The 22,367-nt window shown below is 64.1% G+C and carries 22 protein-coding genes; 8 read left to right on the top strand and 14 right to left on the bottom strand.

Translation table 11 applies throughout. The features are described 5' to 3' along the window. Positions 1–118 precede the first annotated feature (118 nt). Together AB4Z51_RS30735 and AB4Z51_RS30730 are read left to right on the top strand one after the other, a co-directional pair. Positions 119–946 carry an FAD binding domain-containing protein gene (locus AB4Z51_RS30735; protein ID WP_441498653.1) on the top strand — a complete coding sequence of 276 codons (828 nt, stop codon included), beginning with the start codon at positions 119–121 and terminating at the stop codon, positions 944–946. After that, the gene (locus AB4Z51_RS30730; protein ID WP_441498652.1) at positions 943–3,669 is read left to right on the top strand and encodes a molybdopterin-dependent oxidoreductase; all 2,727 of its coding nucleotides are present in this window, start codon (positions 943–945) and stop codon (positions 3,667–3,669) included. Before AB4Z51_RS30735 ends, AB4Z51_RS30730 begins: the two co-directional genes overlap by 4 nt. On the opposite strand, the gene uraD is transcribed toward AB4Z51_RS30730, so the two are convergent. From uraD to AB4Z51_RS30705, 5 genes are all read right to left on the bottom strand, one after another. Continuing rightward, positions 3,666–4,553, bottom strand: a complete 888-nt coding sequence (uraD, locus tag AB4Z51_RS30725) for a 2-oxo-4-hydroxy-4-carboxy-5-ureidoimidazoline decarboxylase (RefSeq protein ID WP_135215159.1) — start codon at positions 4,551–4,553, stop codon at positions 3,666–3,668. The two genes, AB4Z51_RS30730 and uraD, sit on opposite strands and share 4 nt — an antisense overlap. Positions 4,554–4,558: 5 nt before the next feature. Further along, the gene (gene puuE, locus AB4Z51_RS30720; RefSeq protein ID WP_441498651.1) at positions 4,559–5,494 is read right to left on the bottom strand and encodes an allantoinase PuuE; all 936 of its coding nucleotides are present in this window, start codon (positions 5,492–5,494) and stop codon (positions 4,559–4,561) included. Next, entirely contained in the window at positions 5,495–5,908 is a 414-nt protein-coding gene (locus AB4Z51_RS30715) for a DUF3830 family protein (RefSeq protein ID WP_441498650.1), read from the bottom strand. An 88-nt stretch (positions 5,909–5,996) separates the two neighbouring features. Then, on the bottom strand, positions 5,997–6,284 hold the full coding sequence (locus AB4Z51_RS30710; RefSeq protein WP_085405707.1) for a hypothetical protein: 288 nt from the start codon (positions 6,282–6,284) through the stop codon (positions 5,997–5,999). A gap of 27 nt (positions 6,285–6,311) precedes the next feature. After that, positions 6,312–6,557, bottom strand: coding sequence for a hypothetical protein (locus AB4Z51_RS30705; protein WP_135215160.1), 246 nt, complete (start codon positions 6,555–6,557; stop codon positions 6,312–6,314). On the opposite strand from AB4Z51_RS30705, the gene AB4Z51_RS30700 reads away from it, so the two are divergent. Then, positions 6,538–6,753 (top strand): hypothetical protein, encoded by a 216-nt coding sequence (locus AB4Z51_RS30700; protein WP_085405705.1) that lies wholly within the window; start codon positions 6,538–6,540, stop codon positions 6,751–6,753. The genes AB4Z51_RS30705 and AB4Z51_RS30700 overlap by 20 nt on opposite strands. A gap of 532 nt (positions 6,754–7,285) precedes the next feature. Here the strand turns inward: AB4Z51_RS30700 and AB4Z51_RS30695 are convergent. The 3 genes from AB4Z51_RS30695 to AB4Z51_RS30685 all read right to left on the bottom strand — a co-directional run bounded on the left by AB4Z51_RS30695 (position 7,286) and on the right by AB4Z51_RS30685 (position 10,817). Then, entirely contained in the window at positions 7,286–7,786 is a 501-nt protein-coding gene (locus AB4Z51_RS30695; protein ID WP_441498649.1) for a hypothetical protein, read from the bottom strand. Positions 7,787–8,223: 437 nt separating this feature from the next. Next, positions 8,224–10,149 carry an AI-2E family transporter gene (locus AB4Z51_RS30690; RefSeq protein ID WP_441498648.1) on the bottom strand — a complete coding sequence of 642 codons (1,926 nt, stop codon included), beginning with the start codon at positions 10,147–10,149 and terminating at the stop codon, positions 8,224–8,226. Between the two features lie 272 nt (positions 10,150–10,421). Next, positions 10,422–10,817 (bottom strand): hypothetical protein, encoded by a 396-nt coding sequence (locus AB4Z51_RS30685; RefSeq protein WP_135215161.1) that lies wholly within the window; start codon positions 10,815–10,817, stop codon positions 10,422–10,424. A gap of 289 nt (positions 10,818–11,106) precedes the next feature. On the opposite strand from AB4Z51_RS30685, the gene AB4Z51_RS30680 reads away from it, so the two are divergent. Then, positions 11,107–11,364, top strand: coding sequence for a DUF2798 domain-containing protein (locus AB4Z51_RS30680; protein WP_014493668.1), 258 nt, complete (start codon positions 11,107–11,109; stop codon positions 11,362–11,364). 66 nt (positions 11,365–11,430) lie between these two features. On the opposite strand, the gene AB4Z51_RS30675 is transcribed toward AB4Z51_RS30680, so the two are convergent. From AB4Z51_RS30675 to AB4Z51_RS30665, 3 genes are all read right to left on the bottom strand, one after another. Further along, complete coding sequence (locus AB4Z51_RS30675) at positions 11,431–13,218, bottom strand: chloride channel protein (RefSeq protein ID WP_441498647.1); 1,788 nt, start codon at positions 13,216–13,218, stop codon at positions 11,431–11,433. Between the two features lie 13 nt (positions 13,219–13,231). After that, on the bottom strand, positions 13,232–13,885 hold the full coding sequence (locus AB4Z51_RS30670) for an L-fuculose-phosphate aldolase (protein WP_354246368.1): 654 nt from the start codon (positions 13,883–13,885) through the stop codon (positions 13,232–13,234). A gap of 170 nt (positions 13,886–14,055) precedes the next feature. Next, the gene (locus AB4Z51_RS30665) at positions 14,056–14,682 is read right to left on the bottom strand and encodes a MarC family protein (protein ID WP_071911716.1); all 627 of its coding nucleotides are present in this window, start codon (positions 14,680–14,682) and stop codon (positions 14,056–14,058) included. Between the two features lie 145 nt (positions 14,683–14,827). On the opposite strand from AB4Z51_RS30665, the gene AB4Z51_RS30660 reads away from it, so the two are divergent. From AB4Z51_RS30660 to AB4Z51_RS30645, 4 genes are all read left to right on the top strand, one after another. Beyond that, the gene (locus tag AB4Z51_RS30660; protein ID WP_063982009.1) at positions 14,828–15,397 is read left to right on the top strand and encodes a YciE/YciF ferroxidase family protein; all 570 of its coding nucleotides are present in this window, start codon (positions 14,828–14,830) and stop codon (positions 15,395–15,397) included. Positions 15,398–15,584: 187 nt separating this feature from the next. Continuing rightward, positions 15,585–15,968: an Hsp20/alpha crystallin family protein gene (locus AB4Z51_RS30655; RefSeq protein ID WP_441498646.1), complete on the top strand. Its 384-nt coding sequence runs from the start codon at positions 15,585–15,587 to the stop codon at positions 15,966–15,968. A gap of 8 nt (positions 15,969–15,976) precedes the next feature. Then, on the top strand, positions 15,977–18,370 hold the full coding sequence (gene lon / locus AB4Z51_RS30650) for an endopeptidase La (RefSeq protein ID WP_283017227.1): 2,394 nt from the start codon (positions 15,977–15,979) through the stop codon (positions 18,368–18,370). Between the two features lie 5 nt (positions 18,371–18,375). Then, the gene (locus tag AB4Z51_RS30645) at positions 18,376–18,531 is read left to right on the top strand and encodes a hypothetical protein (RefSeq protein ID WP_167768089.1); all 156 of its coding nucleotides are present in this window, start codon (positions 18,376–18,378) and stop codon (positions 18,529–18,531) included. A 72-nt stretch (positions 18,532–18,603) separates the two neighbouring features. Here AB4Z51_RS30645 and AB4Z51_RS30640 read toward each other — a convergent pair whose 3' ends face one another. From AB4Z51_RS30640 to AB4Z51_RS30630, 3 genes are all read right to left on the bottom strand, one after another. Next, entirely contained in the window at positions 18,604–18,906 is a 303-nt protein-coding gene (locus tag AB4Z51_RS30640) for an HU family DNA-binding protein (RefSeq protein ID WP_014493658.1), read from the bottom strand. A gap of 356 nt (positions 18,907–19,262) precedes the next feature. Beyond that, positions 19,263–20,495, bottom strand: a complete 1,233-nt coding sequence (locus AB4Z51_RS30635) for an acetyl-CoA C-acetyltransferase (protein ID WP_085405697.1) — start codon at positions 20,493–20,495, stop codon at positions 19,263–19,265. A 278-nt stretch (positions 20,496–20,773) separates the two neighbouring features. Continuing rightward, entirely contained in the window at positions 20,774–22,237 is a 1,464-nt protein-coding gene (locus AB4Z51_RS30630; protein ID WP_441498645.1) for a GH1 family beta-glucosidase, read from the bottom strand. Positions 22,238–22,367: the final 130 nt, after the last annotated feature.

The following is a 22,367-nucleotide window of genomic DNA, read 5'->3' as shown; positions in this document are numbered from 1 at the left end:
GCCGGCAAGGCGGCCGTGGGCCCGATCACCTTCATGCTACGACTTGCTTGTTGCGACTTGGCTCCGGTCTTGCAAGACTCATCTGTACGATTCACCGGGCGGAAGCTTTGGCGCAGCCATGGATTTGAATACCATCACGACGGTGGCCCATCCGCAAACGCGCGCGCAGCTGCCCGCCTGGGGGGAAGGTGATGCTTGGCTCGCTGGCGGCACCTGGCTGTTCTCGGAGCCCCAGGTCCACCTGAAGCGGCTGATCGATCTCACTGACCTGAAATGGCCGGCGCTCACGATCACCGACACCCATCTCACCATCTCCGCCACCTGCACCATCACGCAGCTCGACGGTTTCGCCTGCCCGCCCGACTGGCTCGCAGCCCCGCTGATCGGCCAGTGCTGCCGGGCGTTCCTTGCGTCATTCAAGATCTGGAAGACCGCGACCGTCGGCGGCAATCTCTGCATGTCGCTGCCGGCGGGACCGATGATCTCGCTCACATCAGCGCTGGACGGCGTCTGCACCATCTGGAAGGCCAACGGCGGTGAAGAGAAGATACCCGTCGTCGACTTCGTCACCGGCAACCAGCGCAACCGCCTGACGCCAGGCGACCTGATCCGGCAGATCGATATCCCGGTTGCCGCGCTGAAGCGCCGCACGGCCTTTCGCCAGATCTCGCTGGCGCCGGTCGGCCGCTCTGCGGCGCTTCTGATCGGCAGCCTGGATAGCGATGGCACGCTGACGCTGTCGGTGACCGCATCGACCGTGCGACCGATCCAGCTGTCCTTTCAGAAGGCTCCGGACGCGGGCGCGCTTCGCGACGCGATCGCGCAGCAGATCCCGGATGATCTGTACCACACTGACATCCACGGCAAGCTGATCTGGCGCAAGCATATGACGCTACGGCTCGCCGAGGAGATTCGCGGCGAACTCGTGGGGACGACGTCGTCATGAGTTTCGAGGTCAACGGCAAGACGTTCCCGCAAGAGCCGCGCGCCGGCCAGTGCCTGCGCACGTTCCTGCGCGAGCTCGGCCATTTCGGCGTGAAGAAGGGCTGCGATGCCGGCGATTGCGGCGCCTGCACCGTGCTGCTCGACGGCGAGCCGGTGCATAGCTGCCTGATCCCGGCGTTCCGCGCCGAAGGGCGCGCCGTCACCACGATCGAAGGCCTCGCTGGCGACCACGGCGCGCATCCGATGCAGCAGGCCTTCCTCGATGCGCAGGGCTTCCAATGCGGCTTCTGCACCGCCGGCATGATCCTGACCTGCGCTTCGCTGAACCAGGCGCAGCGCACCGACCTCGGATCGGCGCTGAAGGGCAATATCTGCCGCTGCACCGGTTATCGCTCGATCGAGGACGCACTGCTCGGCAAGACCAATGTCGAGGAGAGCGTCGAGGCCGGCGCTGCCTTCGGCCGCAGCCTTCCGGCCCCGGCAGGCCCCGACGTCGTGCGCGGCAAGGCGCGCTACACCTTCGACACCCAGATCGACGGCCTGCTGCACATCAAGCTGCAGCGTTCGCCGCACGCCCACGCGAAAATCGTCGCGATCGACAAGTCGGACGCGCTACGCGTGCCCGGCGTGCACGCGGTCTTGACGCATGAGGATGCGCCGTCGGTGCTGATCTCGACCGCGCGGCATGAGAAGGACTGGATGGATCCGGAGGATACCCGCATCCTCGATGACGTCGTCCGCTTCATCGGCCAGAAGGTCGCCGCCGTCGTCGCCGAGAGCGAGGCCGCCGCCGAGGAGGCGTGCCGGCGGCTGAAGGTCGATTACGAAATCCTGCCTGCGCTGATCGACCCGGAGCAGGCGATGGTACCGGGTACACCTGTCATTCATCCTGACCGCACCACCGCGAACCGCATCGCCGATCCCCAGCGTAACCTCGCGGCGGAGACGCACGGCGAATACGGCGACGTGGCGGCGGCACTCGCCACGTCCGCCGTCACCTATGAGGCCACCTTCCACAGCCACCGCGTGCAGCATGCGGCACTGGAGACCCATGGCGGCCTCGCCTGGCTCGACGCTTCCGGCGTGCTCAATGTCCGCACCTCGACGCAGGTGCCGTTCCTGACCCGCCGCGCGCTGTCGGACATCTTTGGGCTCCCCATGGACAAGGTCCGCGTGTTCTGCGAACGCGTCGGCGGCGGCTTTGGCGGCAAGCAGGAGATGTTCGTCGAGGACATTCTGGCGCTCGCGACGCTCAAGACCGGACGACCGGTCAAGCTGGAGCTGACCCGCGAGGAGCAGTTCATCGCGACCTCGACGCGGCATCCGATGCGGGTCCACATCAAGGCCGGTGCCGATGCCGACGGCCGGCTCACCGCGCTCCAGCTGGAGGTGCTCTCCAACACCGGCGCCTACGGCAATCATGCCGGCCCCGTGATGTTCCACTCGCTGTCCGAGTCCATCGCCGTCTACAACTGTCCGAACAAGAAGGTCGACGGCTTCGCCGTCTACACCAACACGGTGCCGTCGGGCGCGTTTCGCGGCTACGGCCTGCCTCAAACGCAGATCGCGATCGAAGCCGCGATCGACGAATTGGCACGGCAGCTCGGCATCAGCCCCTACGACATGCGCCGGCGCAACGTCGTCAAACCAGGCGATCCCATGCTGTCACCGCCGCCGTCCGAATTTCACGACGTGCTCTATGGCTCCTACGGGCTCGACCAGTGCCTCGACCTCGTCGAACGCGCCATGCAGGCCGATGGCCCGCAGCCGGACCTGACGCCGGAGTGGCTGATCGGCGACGGCGTGGCACTGACCATGATCGACACGGTGCCGCCGGCCGGCCATCTCGCGGATGCGATGATCGCGCTCAACGACGACGGCGGCTTCGACCTCACCGTCGGCACCGCCGAGTTCGGCAACGGCACCAGCACCGTGCACCGGCAGATCGCGGCGACGACGCTCGCAACCACCGTCGACCGCATCTGCCTGCGCCAGTCCGATACCGCCCATGGCGGTCACGACACCGGCGCCTATGGCAGTGCAGGCACCTTCGTTGCCGGCAAGGCAACGCATGCAGCCGCTATGCAGCTTGCGACCGAGCTGAGAGCGGTGGCCGCCAGCGCCYGGCTGTGCGACGCCGCGAGCTGCACGCTCGACGACGAAGCCGTCGTCAGCGGCGTCCGGCGGATGTCGTTTGCAGAACTCGCGAAGCTTGCGCGCGAACGCGGGCAGCCGTTCGCGGCCCGCGGCAATTCCGAGGGGACGCCGCGCTCGGTCGGCTTCAACGTCCAGGGCTTTCGCGTCGCCGTGAACAAGGGCACCGGCGAGATCAAGATTCTCCGGAGCGTGCAGGCGGCGGACGCCGGCGTCGTCGCCAATCCCATGCAGTGCCGCGGCCAGGTCGAGGGCGGCGTCGCGCAGGCAATCGGGGCGGCGCTCTACGAGGAGATGGTGATCGACGCGACCGGTCGCGTCACCAACCCGAAATTCCGCGACTACCACCTGCCCTCCTTCGCAGACGTTCCGCGCACGGAGGTCTTCTTTGCCGAGACCTCCGACACGATCGGGCCGCTCGGCGCCAAGTCGATGAGCGAGAGCCCGTACAATCCGGTCACCGCCGCGCTCGGCAATGCGATCGCGGATGCCACCGGCATCCGCTTCACCGCGCCGCCGTTCAAGCCGGACCGGCTGTTTCCGGCGCTGCACGAGAAGTTTGGGAATTAACTTCCGCGATAGGTCGAGTAGCTCCACGGCGTGACCAGCAGCGGCACATGGTAGTGGCTTTCCGGCTCGCTGATCGCAAAGCGCAGCGGGATCTCGTCGAGGAACGGCGGGTCTGACAGCGGCACGTTGCGCTCGGCGTAATATTTGGCAACGCTGAATTTGAGCTCGTAGCGGCCGATCGGCAGCGGACGGCCGCCGATCAGCGGCTGGTCGGTGCGGCCATCGGCATTGGTGATTGCGCGCGCGATCACGCGGCTCTCACCGAGGCTCGCGAGCTCGACGAGCTCCACCGGGATGCCGGCTGCAGGCTTTCCGGCGTGATTGTCGAGCACATGCGTGGAAAGCCGGCCATGCACTTTCAGCTTGTCGTCGGCGACGACGAGCTGATCGAGCCGCAGCGCGGAGATGCGGCCGATCTCCTCGATCGCACGCCGCGTCTCGGTCTTGGCGATATTGCGCAGCCGCGTCTCGAAGTCGCGCAGCACGGAATCCCTGGTGTGACGGCGCACGCAGACGATATAGGGGAAGCCGAACTTGTCGCGGTACGCATTGTTGACGCGCTCGAACGCCGCGTATTCGGCCTCCGACAGCCGGTCGAGGCCGGCGCTGTTCTGCTCGTCGGTCGATTCTGCAGTGAGCCCCGCTGCACGCTGGGTCTTGTTGGCGAGATCGGGATGCGCCCGGATCAGCGCGAGCTGCACGTCGGGCTCGGCGCTCTGGATCGCTGCCATCAGCGCTGAGTGCAACTGGTTGATACCGGCGAACGGGCGCTGCCCGGCGAGTTTCTCCGCAATCCACGGTGAATATTCGACGACGTTGGCGAGGGCCGCGACAAAGCTGGCCTTATCAGCAGCATTGAGATCGGCGAGCGAGATTTGYGCCATCGTCCTCACCCGATCTCGAATGCGTCGGCGGCAAGATGGGCATGCTTGTCGTGCCAGTGCTGCGCGATCTGGAGCCGCGTCGGCACCCAGACGCGATCGTGCTTGCCGATATAGTCGAGGAAGCGGATCAGTCCCGCGGCACGGCCGGGCCGGCCGGCAAGGCGGCAGTGCAGCCCCACCGACATCATCTTCGGCGCGGTCTCGCCCTCGGCATAGAGCACGTCGAAGGCGTCCTTCAGATAGGTGARGAACTGCTCGCCTTCGGCAAACCCCTGCGGGTTGATGAAGCGCATGTCGTTGGCGTCAAGCGTATAGGGAATGATGAGCTGCTTGCCGTTCGCGCCCTTGACCCAGTAGGGCAGATCGTCGGCATAGGAGTCGCAGAGATAGAGGAAGCCGCCCTCCTCCATCAGGAGGCGGTTGGTGTTGATCGAGGAGCGCCCGGTGTACCAGCCGAGCGGCCGCGAGCCCGTCGCCTCGGTGTGGACGCGAATGGACTCGGCGATCTCGGCACGCTCCTGCGCCTCGGTCATGTCCTTGTGCTCGATCCATTTCAGGCTGTGGCTTGCGATGTCCCAGCCTGACTCCTTCATCGCCGCGACAATCTCGGGATTCCGCTTCAGCGCGGTGGCAACGCCGAACACGGTGGTCGGCCACTTCCGCTCGTTGAACACCCGCCACAGCCGCCAGAAGCCGGCGCGCGAGCCATATTCGAACATCGACTCGATATTGGCGTGACGCTTGCCCGGCCAGGGCTGCGCGCCGAGGACGTCGGACAAAAACGCTTCCGAGGTGCGATCGCCGTGCAAGATGTTGTTCTCGCCGCCCTCCTCGAAATTGACGACGAACTGCACCGCGACCCGCGCATTGTCGGGCCATTGCGGATGCGGCGGGTTGCGGCCGTAACCGCGGAGATCGCGCGGGTAGCGAGTATCCGTCACTCAGACTTCCCCGAAGCGGATCGGCAGGGCGCCCTTCCACAGCACGCTCTTGCCGAGGGTCGCGAGATTCTCGAGGCCCGAGGTCAGCGTGATGAAATGGTTGCCGGCGAGCTGGCCCATTTTGCTGGCGAAGTGCACGCCGCCATAGGCGAGCAGGATCTCGGTCTCGCTGATGCCGCCGGGATAGAGGATGATCTGACCCGGCGCGGGATAGCTGGTGTGGTTCTCGTAGCCGACGCCGAAATCGAGATCGCCGAGCGGCATCCACACGCCCTCGCCGCTCCAGCGCACATGGATGATGTGGCTTTCGAACGGCAGCGCCTTGCGGAACGCAGCGACGGTCTTGGGCGCCAGTTGCTCCTCGAAGCGGGCATCGAAGGTGAAGTCGCCGGCGCGGATAACGAGTTTGCTCATCTCATCTCTCTGGATCGGGGGCCAAAGGCCCACGGGGAATTTTCAAGCAAAGAGCATTCCATCGGGCTCGCGCAAGTGGCGCGGCCCGTCATCTGCGGTCGTAGGACCAGCCGAAAATACCACTCCGCCGCACCTCCGGCTCGGGCTCGGCGGCAGGCGCGGCCGAAGGGGGCGCCTCCTTCAGTTCCGCCTGTGGCGGAGGTGGAGGCGGCGCCGGCAGGTTCTCGCATTTCATGGAGTAGACCAGCTTGCCGTCCGCGGTCCGCCCGATCGGGGCGCACGGGTCTGGATGCGCTGCCGAGGTCTTTGGCGTGAGCTTAACCTGCGCGGCCGCCGGCGAGGCGATCAGGACAAGGACCAGCAGATATTTCGACATCGTTGTCGCCTGAGAACTCAATTCGCCTCATTGAACCGGATTGCCGGGGGCAAGTCCACCGGCGCTGCGGGCGCGATTGCCGAATATTTGGCCGGCGCTAGAAAATTTGCTCGCCCCAACGTGATGGCCGCGCTTCGGATCGTGAAACCGGCCCGGCTGATATTCGGCAGGACACATCGCCATGTCAGCCACGACCGCGAACACAGGCGACATTTTTCTCGCAGCCTGAATCGCCGTCACGGGAGAAACAACCATGCGAAAGACCTTTGCCATTCTCGGCGCCACCCTGATTGCCGCCGCCACCATCCAGACCGCCGCCGCGAGCGACCGCCACCACAGAAGCAAGGCACACCCCGCCCCGATCACCCAGTCGGTCCGCGACTCCAACGCGTTCTGGCCGTCGCAGCCGACCACACCCGACTGGCAGCGCTACGCCAACGGCGCGCTGTCGGCACCGGCGGGACGGTGATACGGGCGTAGAACGCGGTTGCTGCGACGTCTCTCGTGTCCCGGACGCGCTGCAACGCGCAAGCGTTGCTGCGCAGAGCCGGGACCGAGAAAGCGACACGGTAGAATGCGGAGACATGGGCTGCGGCTCTGCAGCACACCGCAAGAGCGCTGCGCTGCGTCCGGGGCACGAGACGGAGTATGAGGCCGCGGCGGCGTCCTCCAAGTGCCATTGTCATTCCCCGCGCAGGCGGGGAATCCAGTACGCCGCGGCCTCTCGGCTCAATCACAGCCGTCTCTGGAATGCTAGATCGCCCGGTCAAGCCGGGCGATGACAGCGAGTGCTGCAGACGCACCAATGGCCGACGCGCTGACAGTCGCAGACCCTTTGGCGATGGGCGGGCCGTCGCCCTCGGTCATCGTGTTCATTCCTGTTGCGTCGCGACAGGATAACTCGCTTACGCTTTTTTGGCGGCATAGCGAACCTTGCCCGGACTTGCCGGTAGGTCAACCGAATGACCCCAACCGGACTTTGGCTGCGGGCCTCGCATGCGCTACGCGGTTCGGGATGAACCCTGCATGACACGCTTGACCACCATGGCCGCGATCCCCGCGAGCACGGCCTTTGCCTGCGGGGACGCAAGTATGTCGATGATCGGGTTCGACGGTTGGGCTTGCTCGTGAGGCTGGGCATCGCCACTGGCGAGGATATCCCGGAGCTGACCGGGCCTCCCATGCAGATCGGTGAGCACCTCGCCCAGTTCCTTCGGTTCGGGGGCCACTTGTCCCGGTAGCGCCACGCCGCGCGCGGCGGCTCGCTCCTGCAGCATCTTCACGAACGCCGCCCGCTCTTCCGGCGAAAGCTTGCCCAACGCTTCTATCGCTGCCTGCGYGTACTGGTCAGACGGCACGGCGTGTGACACATCACCATACCGTTTGAGAACCTCTTGATCGGAATAACCCTCCGACGGATTTCCTTGTTCGTATCGATCAACGAAATCCCGATACTCTTTCTGGCGTTGCCCACCGCCCATTAACTCGTCAAGGATACCCATGTACAGCTCCTCCTTGCGTGATTAGCTCAGGCTGCTTGCCACAGACCACGACACGTTTCGCTTGCGCGACATAAGAGCGATATCGGCGTTACGCACAAGATACAGGCGAAGAGTGCAGTCGCTCCGATAGTTGCTACTTCCAAGGTAAACCCACGTTGAGAGTATTGACCTAGGTCAAAGGGTCATGGCGGCCGTGCAAACTAAATGTTTTGCTTGTGAGGCGTGAGTGGACATTCCACGCGCGTGTCGCAATGATCGCTATTGTCCCTGCTGAAGCTTTTGGGTCCGGCCAAATGTGCGGTGCGCGATGGCAAATATTCGCAAGTGTCACCGTCGCGCGGTCCCCGCCCATCCTTTTGCTCTCCGCAGGACCCGGTGACCGATGCGGATGGTCGCTCAGCGACGCCCGGCAATCCAGAGGAGCAAAAGATTCGTTTTTACGCCGGAGCAGCTGCCTTCGCCTGATCCGACGCATCAGGTTGCGCGGAGGTCACGTGAACGACTGCTTCCAAGGCTGCACCGAACGACCCGCTTGCTACCAACGCGTTGGAAGCGTTTCCCACCGTTTCTGCGGCTCCCGTTCCCAGCAAAGCGAACAGGATACGGGTTGCGCCAATCCTTTTACTGAGCCCTCGAACGACGTGCTGAATCTTGGCGGTGGACGGCTGACTCAGATAGCAGACACATACAAGCGCGGTGTTCGCCAATTCGAGCGAAAGCAATTTCGACATTGATGAAGCATCAGCCTTTTCCGCAATTGCCTGAATCCCGCGGTACCGCAGAAGCTGCGCCAGCACAAGCGCCGTCGCCTCATCGAGTCGCCCGGCACCAGGGATGCAAACGACCGAAATAGACGAGGTCGGCGGCTCCGGAATCAAAGCATGCTCGGAGCCTGCTCGCTCGAATGTAATGGCAGCTCCGGGGCTTGAGCTTAGATCCGGGGAACTGGGTCCTGTTGCTTCCACGTCATGGCGTGCCCCCAGCTCAGCGACCAATTCTTCCACCGTTGAGACTACCCGATTTAATCGGTCCTGATCGAGGTGACCCAATTGACGGTCGGCCTCCGCGAGTCTCAGGCCTTTCAAGAGGATGTCGTCATAATAATTCTCAAGCGACGAGTCATTCAGGTATTCATGTGCCTGTTCCACCGCTTCAATGGGATCTCCCGCCAGCATTCGTTGATAAGCCAGTTGCGGCGGCGTCAGCGGTGGTCGGTCGCCAAGCATAACGTCAAGAAATTTGAGGCGATCGACATGCCGCCCAAGGACGACGAGACAAATTGTTAAGGGCGTGGCCAACACCAGTCCGACCGGCCCCCAAAGCCACGTCCAGAATGACGCTGACAGGATAATTGCAATCGGGGAAAGACCCGAGCTATGCCCAAAAATCAAGGGTTCGAGGACCTGTCCTGCGAGCAACTCAAGCACGACGAACAATGCCGCCGTAAGTATCAGCATCTGCCAGCCCGTGCCCACCGCCGCCGCGAGAATGAGAGGGAATACCGCAGATATCAATGCACCGATATACGGTACAAATCGCATAATCATCGCGATCAGACCCCATAGCGGAGCCGAAGGGACACCGATGAATTCAAGACCTAAGCCTATTGCAAGACCGAACACGCCATTGAACGCGATCTGGGTAAGAAAGAGCTTGCTCAGACGCTTACCGGCGTCGTCCAGGGCCGCAGTCGTGCGTTGAATATCCGCGGATCCGGCCAGTCGGACAAGCCGATTCCTCAGATCTTCCCGTTGCAGCAGGACAAAGACAACAAAGATCACGACGATCCCTGTCGTCGTTAAAGGTGAAATCAGTGGCTGGATGATTGCGCCAAACGTCGACGGAGCACCAGGATCGGGTTGCCTTACCTCAACGGGTATCGGTATCGGCTTGTCTGAGGGCTGTCTGGTGAGTTCGCCGTCAGTAGGTCGACCGGCCCCATCTCGATTCTGCAACTCTGTCTTCAATTCTTTCAGAACTGTCGACGCCTGCTCCAATGTTCCAGAGCCGCCGCCCATTAAGCCGCGCAGGCTTTCGATCTTGTCACTCAATGTTTGTTGATAGCCTGGCAGCTTGGTGGCGAGCCGGGTCGCCTGCGAAACCATAAGACCGCCTAGACTAAATATGATCGAGAATCCGATGAAGACGACCACCAGCACAGAAATCGTGCGCGGAATTCGCCAGGAACGTAAGCGCATCACGAAGGGCGCCATAACGAAACTCAGGAGAACTGCTAACGCGAAGGGAACAAAAATTTCACGACCGAAATAGAGCGCAGCAATTATCAACGCTGCGACGGCCATATTCGTCAGCACAGTCCCCCGCGGCTGTGCCAATCTCATTTGAGGAGATTTCTCTTCCATGGCGCGTCTTCCATGGCGCGGCTCATTCATCCCATACGTGGGTGAATTCTCCTTCGCGACACCATCCTACACCGAACGAACTTGTTCCGACAGCCCGAGCATGCCGTTCAATGTCGCTAGCTCGTCTCATAGCGCGCGGGTTGACGCCCTCTCGGGTATTTTGCCGTCGGGCAACACAGAGACGCGTAGCCCGGACGGAGCCAACGGGTCGGCGCGAAGCCGCCGCACGATGACACGCTCCGTGCAATCCGGGCTACGGCGAGAACAGGCGCCTAATAAGGCTGATAGTAGCCACGCGGACCGTAATAGGGACCGCCGCCATAATATCCCTGACCACCATAGTAAGGACCCGGGCCGTCATAATAGCGATTCTCGTAGTACTCCTGGCGCCGGCTCTCTGCGATCGCACCTCCGATCAGACCTGCCGCCACGCCCATGAAGGCAAGCCCTGCCGCATTTGGACCGCGGCGATAGTAGCGGTGGCGGCGGGCGGCGCTGAAATCGGTCGCAACGGATCTGCTAGACGTCGCAGAGTTCGCGCTGACGGTCGGCGAACCGGCCGCTGCCGCAGACGAGGGCGAGACGGAAGCTGTCGCGAGAGCCAGACTCGCAAACGCAGCCAATGCGGTGTTGCGGCCAAACCTGGAATTTACGGGCCTATCGCTCATCTCACCGTCCTTTGCTCTCGCTCAAAGTCAAAATATGAAACGATCCACAACGTGCAAACCATTGAAAAGTTTCGTGATCGCGGCAATCTGCCACGCTTCGAACGATTGTAAACCGAACGACCAGATGCAGCTTGAACCACTCAACCTGAGCGGATAATGAACAGCCGCGCCGTTTTTCGGTCGCCGTAAGCGTTTCACGTGAACCAACGCATCAACCGACGCCGTCGGGATCGATGCATTTTCGCAGGTTCAACGTGACTGACGCGTCCTTTTCCTCAAGAGAAATCAGATGATTGCGGTTCGCAAACTGCCGGCGCGCTATGCGCCGATCGTGATGCCATTTGTGCTGTCCATCCTCATGACGGCCGTGGTGTCGGTCATTTCGACGCTCCGGAGCCTCGGCGCGACGCCGGCGTTCCTCGCGACCTGGCCGGGCGCCTGGGCGCTGTCATGGCTCGTCGCCTTTCCCACGCTGCTGATGGTGCTGCCACTGGTCCGACGGATCGTGGCGTGCGTCGTCGCTTCCCCATCTCAACCAGGCCGATAGCCGGCGCGGACGGCGGCACACGAAGCACGCCGTCCCGCTTCCATGATTGCGCCTGCGGGAGTGATCCTACGACAGCGCCCCGAGCACGCCGCGCGTTGCCTTGTCGATCTCCTCGACATAGCGGCGGCGGGCAAACGTCTCGGTGAGGAAGCCGACCACCTTGCGGCTGTCGGTGGAATCGACCACCGCCAGCATCTCGGCTTCCGCCTCGTCGAACACGGCCATCGCCGACTTCACGTTCATTTCCGGGATCAGCACGATCTCGGTCAGGCGGGCGAGCTCGATCACCTGGATGTCGTCGGCGATGCTGTCGAGATCGCTGGAGAACAGGTCGGGCAGCAGGACGAGGCCGACATATTCGTYGGCATTGTTGACGATGACGATGCCGGGCCGCGAGCCCAGCGCGAATTCACCGCGCACGGCGGCGATCGTCGTGGTCGATGGCACCTTGCCGACGTCGGAGCGCATCAGCCGCTCGACCGTGAGGTTGCGCAGCCAGCCGACGTCGTTGGCGCTGCGGATGGTCTCGCCGCGCAGATGCAGGCGCCATGTCGAGAAGGAATGACCGAACATGAAGCGGACGCAGATCGAGGTGACGATGCAGCCTGCCAGCACCACGGCGGTGACGTCGACATTGCGAGTCATTTCCAGCACGAGGAACGACATGGTCAAGGGGCCGCCAACGATGGCGACGCCGAGCGTCGCCATACCCGTCAGCATCGCGACCAGCGGGTCGATCACGAATTCCGGGCTGATGAGCAAAAGAACCGCAGCGAAGAACTTTCCGATCAGGCTGCCGACGAACAACGAGGCAAAGAACAGACCGCCGCGGAAACCCGAGGCGAGCGAGATCAGGCAGGCCGTCACCTTCAAGGCGATGATGATCGCGATCAGGCCGATCGTCATGTCGTGAAAGAGATCGAGCACCATGGCGCCGTGGCCGGCCGCGAGCACCTGCGGCGTGACGATGGCAAAGCTGCCGACGATAAGGCCGCCGATCACCGGGCGCAGCCAGACCGGCAGCCAGACAAACAGGCGCTCGAACATCGAAGACGACCGCATCACGGCGATGCCGACGCCGCTGGTAATGAGCGCAAGCCCGATCAATGCCAGATATTGCTCGACGCCGACCGCGCTGACCTTCGGTATTTCGATAGAGTACGGCGCGCCGCCGAGCCATTGCGCGGTCAGCGCGCCAGCAAGCGAGGCCGCCAGGATCGGCGCGGCGCTGCCGACCGAATAGACGCCGACGATCAGCTCGCAGGCATAGAACGCGCCGGTGATCGGCGCGCCAAACGCCGCTGCGATCGCAGCGGCAGCGCCGCAACCGACGATCAGGCGCAAATCGTTGCGGCGTAGATTGAAGAACTTGCCGAGTAGTGAGGCGATACCCGAGCCGATCTGGGTGTAGCCGGCCTCAAGGCCGACCGAGGCGCCGCAGCCGTTCGAGATCAGCGTCTGGCTCGACACCACCATGCTGTCGCGCATCGACAGATTGCCGCCGCGCAGCGCGTTCGCCTCGATCGGGTCGACCGCGTTGGAGATCTTCAGCCGCCGCCGCCACCACTCCATGATACCGAGCGCCAGTCCGCCGAGCGCGGGCGCGATGAGGGCCGCCCAGGGGCTGACCCGGGCGTGGGCGGATAGGCGAACGTCGACGGGAATGCCGTAGATCACCATGTGGGCAATCTGCGCGATCTCTGCCATCAGCGTCACGATGGCACCCGTAAGCGTGCCGATCACGAGCGCCAGCGGGATCAGGTAGAACTCGTTGCTGCGCAAGAGCGCGCGCAGGCGAACCATGACGCGGTTCGATCCCTTGCGATCGGCGATGTGTCTGATCCGCGCGAACACCTTTTTGCCCGCCCTAACCTTCCGACATGCCGTAGCCGGCCATGCGCTGGCTGACACGTTCGATCTCGGCACTCGACAGCAGTGGCGGTTTTCCGATCTGGAGGCAGCCGTGATACTGCCGCGCCAGCGTCTCGACCTCGACGGCGAGCCACATCGCCTTGTCCAGCGTCTTGCCGACCGCGATCATGCCGTGATGGTCGAGCAGACAGGCGAGCCGGCCCTCCAGCGCCCGCAGCGCGTGCTCGGACAGCTCCGCCGTTCCGAAGGTGGCATAGGGTGCGCAACGGATACTGTCACCGCCGGCGGCCGCGATCATGTAGTGCACGGGCGGAATCTCCATGCCCATGATCGCCAGGATGGTGCAATAGGTCGGATGAGCGTGGACGACGGCGTTGACGTCGGGCCGCGATTTCAGGATGTCGCGGTGGAAGCGCCACTCGCTGGAGGGCTTCTGACCGGGGGCATGCGAGCCGTCCATCGCCATGAACACGATCTGGTCGGGCGTCATGGCGTCATAGGGCACGCTGGTCGGCGTGACCAGGAGCCCGTCCACATGCCGGACGCTGATATTGCCCGAGGTGCCCTGGTTGATGCCGAGCGCGTTCATGCGGCGGCACGCGTCGATTATGGCCTGTCGCTTTGCGAGCTCGTCCGCTGTCATCGACATCCCGATTTCATCTCGACTTTTTGGCGATGGGCGTTTGTTAGACCGGGAGTACGTCAAAGCAATGTGGCAGCGCAAGAGAAAGCGGCCGGGATTGGCCGCTGCCTTGCCGGCTGTACCGTTACATCAAGAAACCAGTTGTAAAATCAGTATATTAGCAGATTGTCGCAGGTTTACGAAAAGCTCGCCCGGACGGCCGCAATTCCGTTGATCACGAACTGCACCGAATAGGCCGCGAGCAGCATGCCAAGCACGCGTGAGAGCACGGCATTTCCGGTGCGCCCGAGGGTGCGCGCGATCAGGCTCGCGGAGACGAAGCACAGCATGCAGAGCAGGCAGACGGAGACGACGACCGCGATGATGATCGCGAGCTTGGCCCCGTAGCCGGCATTGCCCGTCAGCAGCAGCGTGGTCGCGATCGCGCCGGGACCGGCCATCATCGGGATGGCCAAGGGAAACACCGCGACGTCGGAGGCGTGCTCCGAGGTCGCCTTGTCGGCCTCGCGCGCCTCGCGATGCGGACGGTCGCCGAAGATCATCTGGTAGGACACGCCGAACAGCAGCAGTCCACCGGCGATCTGGAAGGCGGGGATGCCGATCCCGAGTTGGCGCAACAGCCAGTTTCCGGCCAGCGAGATCACCACCAGGATCGAGGCCGCGATCAGCGGCGCGCGCAGCGCGATCGTGCGCTTGACCTTGTCGGGCATGCCTCCGGTCGCGGCCAGGAAGGCCGGCGCAAGGCCGACGGGATCGACCACCAGCAGCAGCGTCACGAAGGCGGACAGGGCGAAGTCGAGCATGCGGGTAGGTCTCACGCGAGGTGCAGCCGCAATCCATAACCGCTGGAGGAGGCCTTCGCGAGGAACATTTGCCCTCGCAGAGTCTTGGTCGCGCGAGGATTGAGGAAGGCATCGCCCTTCCCGTGTCGCCTCAAGAGGAGGATTTATGGCTAAACGAGCGAAGAAACGTGCGAACGCGAAAAAGACCGCGGCGCGCCGTCCGCGTCAGGCACCGAAGATGTTGAGCGACCTGTTCCTGGAGACGCTGAAGGACATCTATTACGCCGAGAACAAGATCATCAAGACGCTGCCGAAGATGGCCAAGGCGGCGCATTCCAAGGACCTTGCCGCCGCCTTCAACAAGCATCTGCGCGAGACGCAAGGCCAGGTCAAACGGCTCGACCAGATCTTCAAGATGCTGGGCAAGCCGGCCCGCGGAAAGCCCTGCGAAGCGATCAACGGCATCACCGACGAGGGCGCCGAGATCATGAAGGATTTCAAGAACGCCCCTGCCCTCGACGCCGGCCTGCTCGCGGCCGCTCAGGCCGTCGAGCACTACGAGATCTCCCGCTACGGCACGCTGCGCACCTGGGCCGAGGAGCTCGGCATGCCGGACGCGGCAAGGCTGCTCCAGGAGACGCTGGACGAGGAAGAGGCGACCGATCACACGCTGACCGAGCTCGCGACCTCGGTCATCAACCTCGAAGCGGAAGAGGAGTACCGCGCCGCGGCCTGATCGGCGCGACGCGCCCTACTGTTGCCTTCGATGCCGCGGAATATCCCCGCGGCGTCGAAGCGTGCGACGACAAGGGCCTCTTCCGGTTGGAGAGGCCAGGCATGCTCCAAACGCGCGATGCTGGAATTTTGGGGAACCGTCCCCATATGCTCGTTTTCCAACCGCAGCGCCTTCCCCGAGTTTTGCCATGCAACCCAAAAATCCCCTCGACTGGATGCTGTCCGAAGCCCTGGACTCGCTGACCCGCGCCGAACGGCTGCGGCAGCAGTTCGGCCGCCAGGAAGCCTGCTGGGAGCCGCCGATCGACGTGCTCGAGACCGAGCATGAGCTTTTGATCCTGGTCGCGCTTCCCGGCGTCAACCCTGACAATGTCGAGACGGGGATCCTCGACGGCGTGCTCGTCATCTCCGGCCAGCGCACGCTGCCGCCGGAGCTTCGCAACGCCCGCATCCACCGGCTCGAGCTGCCGCAGGGCCGCTTCGAGCGGCGCATCGCGCTTCCCGTCGGCCGCTACGCCATCAGCCGCTTCGTGATGGACGGCTGCGTCGCGCTGCGCCTCGCCAAATCCTGAGGTCGATCATGGCCACCGAGCAGATGAATACCGCACAAGCCAATTCCCAAAATAATCCCGACGTGAAGATTCCCGAAGACGCGCTGATCGTCATCCCGGTGCGCGAGATGGTGCTGTTTCCCGGCGCCATCGCGCCGATCGCGATCGGCCGGGCGAAGTCCATCGCCGCCGCGCAGCAGGCGCTGCGCGAGCAGCGGCCGGTCGGCATCGTCCTGCAGCGCAGCCCCGAGATCGAGGAGCCCGGACCTGACGATCTCTACCGGGTCGCGACCATCGCCAACATCGTGCGCTACATCACCGCGCCCGACGGCACGCATCACATCGTCTGCCAGGGCGTGCAGCGCGCCCGCATCCTCGACTTCCTGCCGGGAACACCGTTCTTGGCCGCGCGTTTCCAGCAGATCCCCGAGCCGACCACGAGCTCGCCCGAGATCGAGGCGCGCGCGCTGAACCTGCAGCGCCAGGCCATCGAGGCGGTCGAGCTGCTGCCGCAGGCGCCGCCCGAGCTGGTCGCGATGTTCCAGAGCACCACCGCGCCCGGCGCGCTGGCCGACCTGGCGACCTCGTTCATGGACATCAAGCCGCAGGACAAACAGGAGGTGCTGGAGACCATCGACCTCGCTTTGCGCGTCGAGAAGGTGTCGAAGCATCTGGCCGAGCGGCTGGAGGTGCTGCGCATCTCCAACGAGATCGGCCAGAAGACCAAGGCTTCCTTCGACGAGCGTCAGCGCGAGGCGATCCTGCGCGAGCAGATGGCCACCATTCAGCGCCAGTTGGGCGAAGGTGACGGCAAGGCCGCCGAGGTCGCTGAGCTGACGGCTGCCATCGCCAAGGCCAACATGCCGCCGGAAGCGGAGGCGCACGCCAAGAAGGAGCTGCGCCGCTACGAACGCATGCCCGAGGCTGCCGGTGAGTCCGGCATGGTCCGCACTTATCTCGACTGGCTGATCGAGCTGCCCTGGGCGCTGCCCGCGGAGAAGCCGATCGACATCAAGGAGGCACGCCGCATCCTCGATGCCGACCATTTCGGCCTGGAGAAGATCAAGGGCCGGATCATCGAATATCTGGCGGTGCGCAAGCTCGCTCCGCATGGCAAGGCGCCGATCCTGTGCTTCGTCGGCCCGCCCGGCGTCGGCAAGACCTCGCTCGGCCAGTCCATCGCGCGCGCGATGGATCGCCCCTTCGTGCGCGTCAGCCTCGGCGGCGTGCATGACGAGGCCGAGATCCGCGGTCACCGGCGCACCTATATCGGCGCGCTGCCCGGCAACATCATCCAGGGCATCAAGAAGGCCGGCACGCGGAACTGCGTCATGATGCTGGACGAGATCGACAAGATGGGCCGTGGTGTGCAGGGCGATCCCTCGGCCGCCATGCTGGAGGTGCTCGACCCCGAGCAGAACGGGACGTTCCGGGACAACTATCTGGCCGTGCCGTTCGACCTGTCACGCGTGGTGTTCATCGCGACCGCCAACATGCTGGACCAGATTCCGGGTCCGCTGCTGGATCGCATGGAGCTGATCAGCCTCGCCGGCTACACCGAGGAGGAGAAGCTGGAGATCGCGCGCCGCTACCTGGTGCGTCGTCAGCTCGAGGCCAACGGCCTGACGGCCGAGCAGGCCGAGATCGAGCCGGAGGCGTTGAAGCTGGTCGTCAAGGGCTACACCCGCGAAGCCGGCGTGCGCAACCTCGAGCGCGAGATCGGCAAGGTGTTCCGCCATGCCGCGGTGCAAATCGCCGAGGGCACGGCTGCCAAGGTCGTGGTGAGCCCGAAGGACATCGCCATCGTGCTCGGCCAGCCGCGCTTCGAGGGCGAGATCGCGCAGCGGACCAGCATTCCGGGCGTCGCCACCGGGCTCGCCTGGACGCCGGTCGGCGGTGACATCCTGTTCATCGAGGCCTCGCGCGTGCCCGGCCGGGGCGGCATGATCCTGACCGGCCAGCTCGGCGACGTCATGCGCGAGAGCGTGCAGGCTGCGATGACGCTGGTGAAGAGCAAGGCCACGCAGCTCGGCATCGATCCGTCGGTGTTCGAGAAGAGCGACATCCACGTTCACGTGCCGGCGGGCGCAACCCCGAAGGACGGACCGAGCGCGGGCGTTGCGATGTTCACGGCGTTGACGTCCCTGCTCACCAATCGCACGGTGCGCAGCGACACCGCGATGACCGGCGAGATCTCGCTGCGCGGCCTGGTGCTGCCGGTCGGCGGCATCAAGGAGAAGGTGGTGGCTGCGGCCGCCGCCGGATTGAAGCGGGTGATGCTGCCGGCACGCAACAAGCGGGACTACGACGACATCCCGAAGAGCGCGCGGGACAACCTCGAATTCATCTGGCTGGAGCGCGTCGACGAGGCCATCGCCGCAGCGCTCGAGCCGGCTGATGCCAAGGTCGAAGCGGCGGAGTGAAGGCGATGAAGAGACTGCTGGAAAAGGCGAAGCGATCGCGGAAGACGCAGCGGCTGCGTCAGCTGCTCGACCGTGCTATCGACCGGGTTCGCGATGCGCTGGCGGCACCAGGGCCGCGGCTTCAGCCCGTTCCGGTCCGGGTGAAGCGCCGCAAGGGTTGAGCCCTCCGTCTCAAGCCCTCGCGGCAGCCCCAAACAAAAGGCCCCCTCCTAGCCGAGGGGGCCTTTGCGTTGTTAGCCCACCGCGTCCTTGGCGGCCTTGACCGGGCGGGCGCGGACGATCTTCCGGGCCGGCTTGGCCTTGAACATCATCTCTTCACCCGTGAACGGGTTGGTACCCTTGCGCGCCTTGGTCGCGGGCTTCTTGATGACCACGAACTTGGCGAAGCCCGGCACCAGGAACAGGCCGTTCTTCTTGAGCTCCTTGTGGCCGACGTCGGTCAGCGTCTCCATGACGCTCTTGACGTCGCGCTTGGAAAGCTCGGTGGCGGTCGCAATCTTTTCGATCAGCTGCGATTTGGACATTTGGGTTGGCATCGTGTCTCCTCTGATTCGTTGCCGGTTGCATATTAGACCAACCGTTGAAGGCCCAGAGCCTTCTGCACAGTTTTGTCGCGATTTTACGGGCTTTTTTGGCCCTCTGAGGCAAAAAACCCTGCTTTTCAGCGGCTTCCAGAGCGGAAGGAGCCTCCGGCAGCGGTTTTTGCCTTGTTTCAAAGGCCCGCACGCCGCCTTGCTAAAGCTGATTCGCTGCTTTCGACAAGCGACGACCGGCCTCTTTGTGAAAGGCCGGTCGCGATTCACCCTGAAAAATAAGGCTAGATCGTCGTGTTGCGGCGTCTCGGCTACTCTCTCACCCTGTTCTTACGGGGGCGCGACGAGCTTCGCTCGCGCTAGATACGCTCGATGATGACGGCCGGAGCCATGCCGCCGGCGGCGCACATGGTGACGAGACCGCGCTTCAGGTCGCGCCGTTCGAGCTCGTCGAGCACGGTGCCGATCAGGATCGAGCCGGTGGCGCCGATGGGATGGCCGAGTGCGATCGAGCCGCCATTGACGTTGACCTTGGCGCGGTCGAGCTTGAGGTCGCGGATGTACTTTTCCGCCACCACCGCAAAGGCCTCGTTGATTTCAAACAGGTCGATGTCGTCGATGGAGAGCCCCGCCTTCGCCAGCACCTTGCGCGTGGCCGGCACCGGCGCGTTCAGCATCAGGGTCGGCGAGTCCCCCATATTGGCCATCGCGACGACGCGAGCGCGCGGCTTCAGGCCGTGCGCGCTGGCATAAGCGGGCGATGCGAGCAATATCGCGGCGGCACCGTCGACGACGCCGGAGGAATTGCCGGCGTGATGCATGAAGTCGATGTTCAGGTCCGGGTATTTCTGCAGGATGAGGCCGCGATAGGTCGTGCCCTTGTCGTCGAGCGCATAGTCGGCGATCGCGGGGAATGCGGGCTTCAATGCGCTCAGCCCTTCCATCGTGGTCTGCGGCCGCGGATACTCTTCATGATCGAGCGCGAGGCTGCCGTCCTCGCGATGAACAGGCACGAGGCTCTTCTTGAAGTGGCCGCCGGCAATCGCCTGCGCTGCGCGCTTCTGGCTTTCGAGACCGAGCGCGTCGACGTCCTGCCGCGTGATGCCTTCCAGCGTCGCGATCGCGTCGGCGCAGACGCCCTGATGCGACTGCGGATGCCGCGCACGCAGGCGCAGATTGCCGCTGTCCATCATCATCGGACCGCCGCCGCGGCGTCCTTCCATCGACATCATCTCGCAGCCGCCGGCGATGACGAGGTCTTCGGTGCCCGACATGATCGAGGCCGCCGCCATGTTGACGCTGGTGATGCCGCTTCCGCAGAAGCGGTCCAGCGTCACCGCGCTGGCGCGCACGTCGTAGCCGGCATCGAGCGCCGACATGCGGCCGAGGTCGCCGCTTTGGGTCGCGACCTGCGCGCTGCAGCCCCAGACGATGTCGTCGACGTCGGCGGTGTCGATGCCGGTGCGATCGGCGAGCGCGCGCAGCACGGTCGCGCCGAGCTGCTGCGGATGAATGCCCGAGAGTGCTCCCTTGCCGGCCTTGCCGACGCCCCGCGGGGTCCGGCAGGCATCGATGATCAGCGCGTCAGCCATTGGCGTTGTCCTCTTGTTTATGGGTGTTGATGTCGTTTCTGAATAAGGGGAAGAGTGGAGTCAACGTGCGGTGCCGCGCGGCCTCCTTGCAAAAAACTGAAAAACAACCCCATGCACAGTAGAAGCGCGGGTTCCGCATGGGGCGCGGTGATACCGGTGAAGCGATTGGCTTGTCAGGCTAAACGGCCGTGGCCGCGCGATCTTGCGTCACCCCGTCCCGCCTGCGGGAAGAGGTTGGATTTTACGCGCGGCGGAAAATCCGGGAAAGGGAGAGAACGCTACGCCCCCGCTGCGTTCTTCGCGATCACGTTGCGGTAGAAGGTCGCGCTGAGCTTTGGCGTGCGCACCTGCGTATCGAAATTGACGTGATAGAGCCCGAAACGCTTGTTGAGCCCGAACACCCATTCAAAGTTGTCCAGCAGGCTCCAGAGGAAGTAGCCGCGCACCGGCACGCCCTCGGCGGTGGCGCGCTGGAGCTGCGCGAGATAGTTGCGCAGGTACATGATGCGGTCGGTATCGTAGATCTTGCCGTCGGGCGTCACCACGTCGTCGCCGGAGGTGCCGTTCTCGCTGATGTAGATCGCATCCGTCTTCCAGATCTTTGCGGCCAGCTTCGGCACCCAGTAGATCGTCTCCGGCGCGACGCGCAGCCAGTTCGAGTTCATGTGCGGGAACGATTTCGGGATCGGCAGCGGCATGAAGCCCGCGCCCTGGTCGGAGGGCACCACATAGTTCTGCGGCGCGTAGATGTTGAGACCGAGGAAGTCGACCGGCGAGGAGATGATCTTCAGCTCGGTGTCGGTGTATTTCGGCGCATCGGCGCCCGCGTATTTCAGGAAGGCGTCGGTATACCGGCCGGTCATGATGACGTTGAGATAGCCGGCGTTCATCTCGCGCAGCGCGATCTCGGCCGCACGGACATGCTCGGGCGTGTCGATTGCGGGAACGCAGACGTCGATATTCTCGGCCGGCCCGACCCTGGTGCCGGAGCGGCCGTGCGCCCGCACCGCCTGCACCGCGAGCCCGTGCGCGAGCGCGCTGTTATGCCTAACCTGGTTGACCTCCGCTTGCGGCAGCGTCACGCCGGGCGCGTCGATGCCGAGGCCGTAGCCGAACTGGACGAAACGTCCGCTCTCGTTCAGCGTGAACACGTTCTTGACGCGATCGGTCAGGCGCTCGGCGACATAGCCCGCATAGTCGCCAAAGATCTTGCACGTCTCGGTCGAGCGCCAGCCGCCGAAGCGATCCTGGAGCGATTGCGGCAGGTCCCAGTGATACAGCGTCAGCCACGGCTCGATGCCGTTCCTGAGGAGTTCGTCGACGAGACGATTGTAGAAGTCGAGCCCCTTCGGGTTCGGCTTGCCGTCGCCGTCCGGAAACACCCGCGGCCATGCCACCGAGAAGCGGTAGGCCTTGCAGCCGAGCTCCTTGATGAGCGCGATGTCCTCCTTGTAGCGCTGATAATGCTCAACGGCGCGATCGCCGGTGGTGCCGTCCTCGATCTTGCCGGGGATGCGCACGAACTTGTCCCAGATCGAAGCCCCCCGCCCGTCGACGTCGACCGCACCCTCGACCTGATAGGACGAGGTCGCCGTGCCCCAGACAAAGCCCGCCGGAAAGCCGTCCATGCCTCGCGGCGCCGGTGCCGGCTTAACCTCGGCGGCCTCCAGCGGATTTGCGATTCCGGCTGCGGACAATCCCGCCAGCTTGGCAAACTGGCGACGCGAGACCTTGTCCGACATTGATACTGCCCCTTGAGACGATTGTTGCGGCGGCACAATGGCGTGTCGGAAGCTGCTTGAAAAGCGGGAGTTCCGGGACTTGCGGATGCAAAAATGCAGAAGAACGCCCCGGATTTACCCCCCCAGCCCT

The sequence above is a fragment of the Bradyrhizobium sp. 2TAF36 genome (genome assembly GCF_052114925.1).
Lineage (GTDB): Bacteria > Pseudomonadota > Alphaproteobacteria > Rhizobiales > Xanthobacteraceae > Bradyrhizobium > Bradyrhizobium barranii.
The sequence above is the reverse complement of the archived record's forward strand: the minus strand, read 5'-3'. Positions and strand labels throughout refer to the sequence as shown.

Excerpts from the sequence above, each read along its gene's own strand:
- AB4Z51_RS30735 (WP_441498653.1), top strand. The coding sequence starts at position 119 with ATGGATTTGAATACCATCACGACGGTGGCCCATCCGCAAACGCGCGCG.
- AB4Z51_RS30715 (WP_441498650.1), bottom strand. The coding sequence starts at position 5,908 with ATGAGCAAACTCGTTATCCGCGCCGGCGACTTCACCTTCGATGCCCGC.
- AB4Z51_RS30710 (WP_085405707.1), bottom strand. The coding sequence starts at position 6,284 with ATGTCGAAATATCTGCTGGTCCTTGTCCTGATCGCCTCGCCGGCGGCC.
- AB4Z51_RS30700 (WP_085405705.1), top strand. The coding sequence starts at position 6,538 with ATGCGAAAGACCTTTGCCATTCTCGGCGCCACCCTGATTGCCGCCGCC.
- AB4Z51_RS30705 (WP_135215160.1), bottom strand. The coding sequence starts at position 6,557 with ATGGCAAAGGTCTTTCGCATGGTTGTTTCTCCCGTGACGGCGATTCAG.
- AB4Z51_RS30690 (WP_441498648.1), bottom strand. The coding sequence starts at position 10,149 with ATGGAAGAGAAATCTCCTCAAATGAGATTGGCACAGCCGCGGGGGACT.
- AB4Z51_RS30685 (WP_135215161.1), bottom strand. The coding sequence starts at position 10,817 with ATGAGCGATAGGCCCGTAAATTCCAGGTTTGGCCGCAACACCGCATTG.
- AB4Z51_RS30680 (WP_014493668.1), top strand. The coding sequence starts at position 11,107 with ATGATTGCGGTTCGCAAACTGCCGGCGCGCTATGCGCCGATCGTGATG.
- AB4Z51_RS30670 (WP_354246368.1), bottom strand. The coding sequence starts at position 13,885 with ATGTCGATGACAGCGGACGAGCTCGCAAAGCGACAGGCCATAATCGAC.
- AB4Z51_RS30665 (WP_071911716.1), bottom strand. The coding sequence starts at position 14,682 with ATGCTCGACTTCGCCCTGTCCGCCTTCGTGACGCTGCTGCTGGTGGTC.
- AB4Z51_RS30660 (WP_063982009.1), top strand. The coding sequence starts at position 14,828 with ATGGCTAAACGAGCGAAGAAACGTGCGAACGCGAAAAAGACCGCGGCG.
- AB4Z51_RS30655 (WP_441498646.1), top strand. The coding sequence starts at position 15,585 with ATGCAACCCAAAAATCCCCTCGACTGGATGCTGTCCGAAGCCCTGGAC.
- lon (WP_283017227.1), top strand. The coding sequence starts at position 15,977 with ATGGCCACCGAGCAGATGAATACCGCACAAGCCAATTCCCAAAATAAT.
- AB4Z51_RS30645 (WP_167768089.1), top strand. The coding sequence starts at position 18,376 with ATGAAGAGACTGCTGGAAAAGGCGAAGCGATCGCGGAAGACGCAGCGG.
- AB4Z51_RS30640 (WP_014493658.1), bottom strand. The coding sequence starts at position 18,906 with ATGCCAACCCAAATGTCCAAATCGCAGCTGATCGAAAAGATTGCGACC.
- AB4Z51_RS30635 (WP_085405697.1), bottom strand. The coding sequence starts at position 20,495 with ATGGCTGACGCGCTGATCATCGATGCCTGCCGGACCCCGCGGGGCGTC.
- AB4Z51_RS30630 (WP_441498645.1), bottom strand. The coding sequence starts at position 22,237 with ATGTCGGACAAGGTCTCGCGTCGCCAGTTTGCCAAGCTGGCGGGATTG.